This window comes from Kiloniellales bacterium, from assembly GCA_030066685.1.
In the GTDB taxonomy this organism is placed as follows: domain Bacteria; phylum Pseudomonadota; class Alphaproteobacteria; order Kiloniellales; family JAKSBE01; genus JAKSBE01.
Genome location: JASJBF010000071.1, coordinates 1 through 5,030, shown reverse-complemented (window position 1 = coordinate 5,030; position 5,030 = coordinate 1). Strand labels below are relative to the sequence as shown.

3 protein-coding genes and 1 pseudogene are annotated in these 5,030 nt (G+C 64.7%); all 4 read right to left on the bottom strand.

What is annotated here, in order from left to right:
- A pseudogene (locus QNJ30_27810) lies at nucleotides 1-144 on the bottom strand (aldehyde dehydrogenase family protein).
- A gap of 77 nt (nucleotides 145-221) precedes the next feature.
- Nucleotides 222-1,037 carry a methyltransferase domain-containing protein gene (locus QNJ30_27805; GenBank protein MDJ0947269.1) on the bottom strand — a complete coding sequence of 272 codons (816 nt, stop codon included), beginning with the start codon at nucleotides 1,035-1,037 and terminating at the stop codon, nucleotides 222-224.
- A 126-nt stretch (nucleotides 1,038-1,163) separates the two neighbouring features.
- The gene (locus QNJ30_27800) at nucleotides 1,164-4,517 is read right to left on the bottom strand and encodes an AAA family ATPase (protein MDJ0947268.1); all 3,354 of its coding nucleotides are present in this window, start codon (nucleotides 4,515-4,517) and stop codon (nucleotides 1,164-1,166) included.
- Between the two features lie 225 nt (nucleotides 4,518-4,742).
- The coding region (locus QNJ30_27795) for an aldehyde dehydrogenase family protein (protein MDJ0947267.1) at nucleotides 4,743-5,030 on the bottom strand (288 nt) is incomplete at its 5' end.

Below are 5,030 nucleotides of genomic sequence, written 5' to 3'. Positions count from 1 at the left end.
GGTCGTGTCGTTGGCGATCGCGACCGCCTCCTCCTCGGTCTCGAAGGGGATGATCGAGAGCACCGGGCCGAAGATCTCCTCGCGCGCGATTGTCATGTCGTTGCTGACGTCGGCGAAGACGGTGGGGCGGATCGCAGCCTCTCCCCACGGCCGGCATGACCGGGATAGGCGCCCACAACTTCGGGCCGCCTTGCCGCCGGCCGCGGCAGGCGAGGGCATCGTCAGGCGCCGGCCCCTTGTTTCTTGGCGATCACGCTCACGAAGGAGATGAAGCCGAAGAAGGCGCCGGTCTCGACCCGTCGCTGCGCCTCCTCCTTCAGACCGTCTCCGGCCTTTTCGTTCAAGGCGCCGCCGGAGACCAGGAAGTCGATGCCGCGGTCGACGAGCGTCAGGAAGTAGGCGTGCTCGCCCTTGCTCAGATAGGGGTGCGCATCCCGGCGGGTGATCGTGAAGCCGGCATCGGAGATCCTGGGCTCGAGGCTCCTGACCAGCCAGCGGTCGTGCACCAGGTTGGCGACGGTCGCCTCGACGGCGTTCTGCAGCGGATCGCCCTCGCCGAGCGAAGCGGTCGTGGTGGCGTAGTCGCCGTCGAAGACCGCGAGGCAGCCACCCGGCTTCAGGATCCTCTGGGCCTCGAGAAGCGCCTTGTCCGGCCCCGGAACGTGGCAGAGGCAGGTGTGAAAGACCGCCGCGTCGAAGCTCGCATCCTCGAAGGGCAGCTCCCGGGCATCGCCCCGCTCGAAGCTGAGCCCCGGCACGTCGCCATGCTTTTCCCGAGCCCGGGCGACCATGAGCGCGGAGGGGTCGAGGCCCACGGCGGTGCCAACCTCCGGCCGCGCCGCCAGGTCGCGCGTGACGTCGCCGGGCCCGGCGCCGATCTCCACGACCCGGGCGCCCTTTGGAAGGTCGAGCCAGTCGAAATAGCGCCGCCGCATCGCCACCATCTCGGGATCGCGCGCCCGGGTCTCCAAGGAATCGACCAGCATCGCCACGATGTCGTCGGGGACTTCGGTGATCTGAGCGTAGAGATCAGGCATAGCTACCTGTCCTTCGGCCCGGCCGCAGGAGAGACAAGATGCGTTCTACCGGGACCCGCCAAAGGCCCGGCAATCGGCCGCTCGAGCCAGACCCAAGCCTATCGCAATTCCTAGCCATAAACAGACTCAAACCAGCTCGTCCAGCAGCTTCTCGGCGGTCTTCAGATCCGGCGTGTCGAACCCTTCGGTGAACCATTCGTAGGTGGGCGCGAGTGCTTCTCGCGCCTCGGCCAATTCGCCTTGCCGACGCGATAGCCGCGCGAGGCTCATCGCCGCGCGGAGTTCGAGCCACTTGGCGCTCTGCTGCCGAGCGATCTCCAAAGCGCGGAGCAAACGAGCTGAGCCCTCATGCTCATCCCCGGCCGCTTGCTCGACCATGAGTTCGCCCATCATCCGGTGGATTTCTGCTTCCCACCATATCTCGCCTGTTGTCTCGCAAAGAGCTTTAGCTTCGGTCAGCACTTCGAGGCCCGCGTCTCGATTGCCATCTCGGTGATAAGCTTCCGCGAGCAAACTGAGGCAGTAAGAGCGGCGGAGTGCGACCCCCGTGGCGGTCAGCGCATCAAGACCGTTCCGGATGCCGTCGATGCCCTTTCCCACGTCCTCTTCGATCGCAGTTGCCCAGCCGTGAATAACGCGCGCGGTTGCCAGATACTGCGGCGCGACCCCCTGCTCCGCGCAGAGTGCCATCGCGGCTTCGGCGAATACTCGCGCCGGATCGGCTTCGCGCCGGAACTGATGGACCAAAGCGGAACACACGAGTGCCAGCACGAGGCTGAAGGGATGCGAAATGTCGCGGCCCAGGACGACGGCTTCTTGCGCACGGCCTGCCGCTTGATCCGGATACCCGAGAAGAGCAAAGGACAGGGCACTGTAGTTTCGGCTGCACACGCCGGGATCGTGACCTGCGTAGAGGAACTTGTGCGAGGCATGCTGCTCGCGGTCGTAAAGGCGTGAGGCCTGGTCGGCGTGCTCAACGCAGGGCCCCGGCTTTCCCAAATAGAACTTGGTGGTCCAGCCCGCGTGGTGGCCTTGCAGGTGTAAACTAGGGTCAGTTTGTTGCAGGGCGAGGGCGAGCAGGTCCTCGCTCAAATCCTTCGCCGCTTCCAGTCGAAGGCGAGAGACGTTTAGATTCCAGAGGCCAAAGGTCACCGTGAACAGCCGAGACTGATCGCCCACCTCTCTGCAGAGGTGACGGGCCTGCAGATAATGCGGCTCCAACTCCGACGCGCCCTGACCCTTGGTCTGAATCAGCGCTGAACAAAAGGCCAGCTGTAGCTCAAGCTCCTGCCTCGCCCGTTCGGGCGTTTTGGGAAGGCTGTTGAGGAGGGCGAGCCCCTTGTCCAGGTGGGCGACGGCCTCCAGACTGGCCGAGCGTTCGCTCGCCCGTTGCCCGGCCGCGTGCCAATATCCGATTGCCCGCTCGACCAGGCCGGCCTCGGTGAAATGATGGGCCAAGATTTCCGGCTCGACTTTCGACTTCTCTGGAAACTGCGCCTCCAAGACCTCGGCGAGGCGCGCGTGTAGCCGCTCGCGTTTGCGCTTGAGTAGGGACTCGTAGGCGACGTTCTGCACCAGAGCATGCTTGAATAGGTAGGTTGATCGCGGTGGTGTGCCGCGCTGGAACACGAGTTCTGTCTCGGCGAGTTCCTCGAGTCCCTTCTGCAGGTCGTCTTCGCCCACGGCCGCAACCGCCGCCACGAGTTCATAGGAGAACTCACGGCCGATCACGGCGCCGATCTGCGCGACGTCTTTAACCTGCGGCAGCCGGTCGAGCCGTGCCATCAGGGAATCCTTTAGCGTCTCTGGGATGGCGAGCGGCGGCAGCGGGCCGATCAAGGAATAACGGCGCCCTTCGTCCTTGAGGAGACCGGACTCCAGAACGGCTTTGGTCAGCTCCTCGATGAATAGCGGCACACCGTCGGTCTTGGCCACGATCTGATCGATGACCTCCCGGGGCAGGCTCTTGCCTCGGGTCAAATGCGCCACCATTGCCGTGCGGTCGCGGCGCCCCAAGGGTGCGAGCGAAAACAAGGTGACATGCGAATAGCGAGTCCAGTTTGACTCGAAATCGGGCCGAAAGGTGATGACCAACAACACGCGCTTGTCGCGACAGCGGTCCGCCGTCAATTCCAGCAATTCTCGTGTCGTCGGATCGATCCAGTGCGCATCCTCAAAGACCATCAGCACCGGCCGTCGCTCGGCGAGGCCGACGAGTTGGTCGATCAGCGCCTCGAGTGTCTTCTCCTTCTGACGTTGTGGGGTCAGCTCGAGCGGCGGGTAGCGGCTATTGGTGGACAGTGACAGCAGCGCCGCGAGCAACGGCGCCACGTCCTCGACGTTTTCCGACGACTTGGCGAGTAAGGTCTCAAGCTTCTCCAGCTTTCGCTCGCGCGTTTCCTCGGATGCGAACCCCGCGGCAAGCTCAAGCTGAGCGATGATCGGGAACAGGGCACTGTTGGTATGGTACGGCGAGCATTGATAGCGGAGCCGCGTGTGCGGCTCGGCCGCGATGTGTTCGCGAAGGGTCTGCATAATCCGAGACTTGCCGATTCCGGGTTCGCCGGACAGCAGCACCACTTGTCCCTCGCCATCCTTGGCCAGCCGCCAGCGGTCCAGTAGCAGCGCCACTTCCTGATCGCGGCCGACGAAGGGCGTAAGGTCGGCCACATGTGTCGCCTCGAAGCGGCTTTCCATCCGGCGTTCGTGGAGCACGCGCCACGCCCTGACCGGTTCAGCGATGCCCTTCAGTCGTTGTCGACCCAAATCTTCGTACTCGAACAAGCCACCGACTAAGTGCCGCGTGCGCGGGCTGATGACGACGGTGTCCGGCTCGGCGATGGCTTGCAGCCGTGCTGCCAGGGCCGGCGTTTCGCCGACCACGGCCTCCTCCTCTACAGCGTCCTCGCCGGCGAGGTCGCCCACCACGACCAGGCCAGTGGCGATGCCAATCCGCGCCGACAAGGCTTCATGGGCAGGCGTTTGCAGGCCCCGGACTGCCGTCGTGACGGCAAGTCCGGCCCGCACGGCCCTCTCCCCATCGTCTTCATGGGCTTTCGGATAGCCAAAATAGACCAGCACGCCGTCACCCATGAATTTGGCGACGTTTCCATCGAAGGGGCCGACCGCACGAGCGACCGCGTTTTGGTAGTCACGGATGACTTCGCGCATCTCCTCCGGGTCGAGCCGCGTCGATAGTGCGGTCGAGCCGACCAGGTCGCAAAACATCACGGTCAGCTGCCGACGTTCGGCCCCCGCCGAGCCCACCGGAAGACCCTTAGCCGCCTCGCGGTCTGCTGAATGCTCGGCGAGACGAGCGACGGCCTTGAGCAGCCGCTTTCGGTCACCGAGTGGAATGCCGAGCTTCTCCAAATCGGAGTCGGTCAGGTCCGGGATGACATCCAAGCCGATGCGGTGCTCGACGAAGAGTTCTCCATATTGCCCCAGACCGATCTCATCGAGCCAAGCGCGAACATCCATGGCATCCCTCCTGCCATCGGCCCGGCCACATTCGAATTAGAACACTAGCACCGAATTCCAGATTGGCTGAATAGGCCAACATGGCCCGCAAGGGCCGAATAAGGAGTTACTACCGGCCCCAGCCAGAGCGTTGCGTGGATGTCCGGTCTGCGATGCTCGCGCGCGAAAAGGCAGCGGGGCGAGGGGATCTCGCCCTCGACTGGCAACCCGTCCGAGCGGGCCTCGTCACTCGCCCCAGCCGCTGACCGCCTTGACCTCGCAGAAGTCTTCCAGGCCCCAGACGCCGCCCTCGCGGCCGTTGCCGGAGGCCTTGACCCCGCCGAAGGGGCTGCCGGCGCCGCGCGACTGGCCGTTCATCTCGACCATGCCGGAGCGGAGCCCCCGCGCGACCCGGTTGCGCTTCGCCCCGTCCTGGCTCTGCACGTAGTTGGTCAGGCCGTAGGTCGTGTCGTTGGCGATCGCGACCGCCTCCTCCTCGGTCTCGAAGGGGATGATCGAGAGCACCGGGCCGAA

Excerpts from the sequence above, each read along its gene's own strand:
- QNJ30_27805 (MDJ0947269.1), bottom strand. The coding sequence starts at position 1,037 with ATGCCTGATCTCTACGCTCAGATCACCGAAGTCCCCGACGACATCGTG.
- QNJ30_27800 (MDJ0947268.1), bottom strand. The coding sequence starts at position 4,517 with ATGGATGTTCGCGCTTGGCTCGATGAGATCGGTCTGGGGCAATATGGA.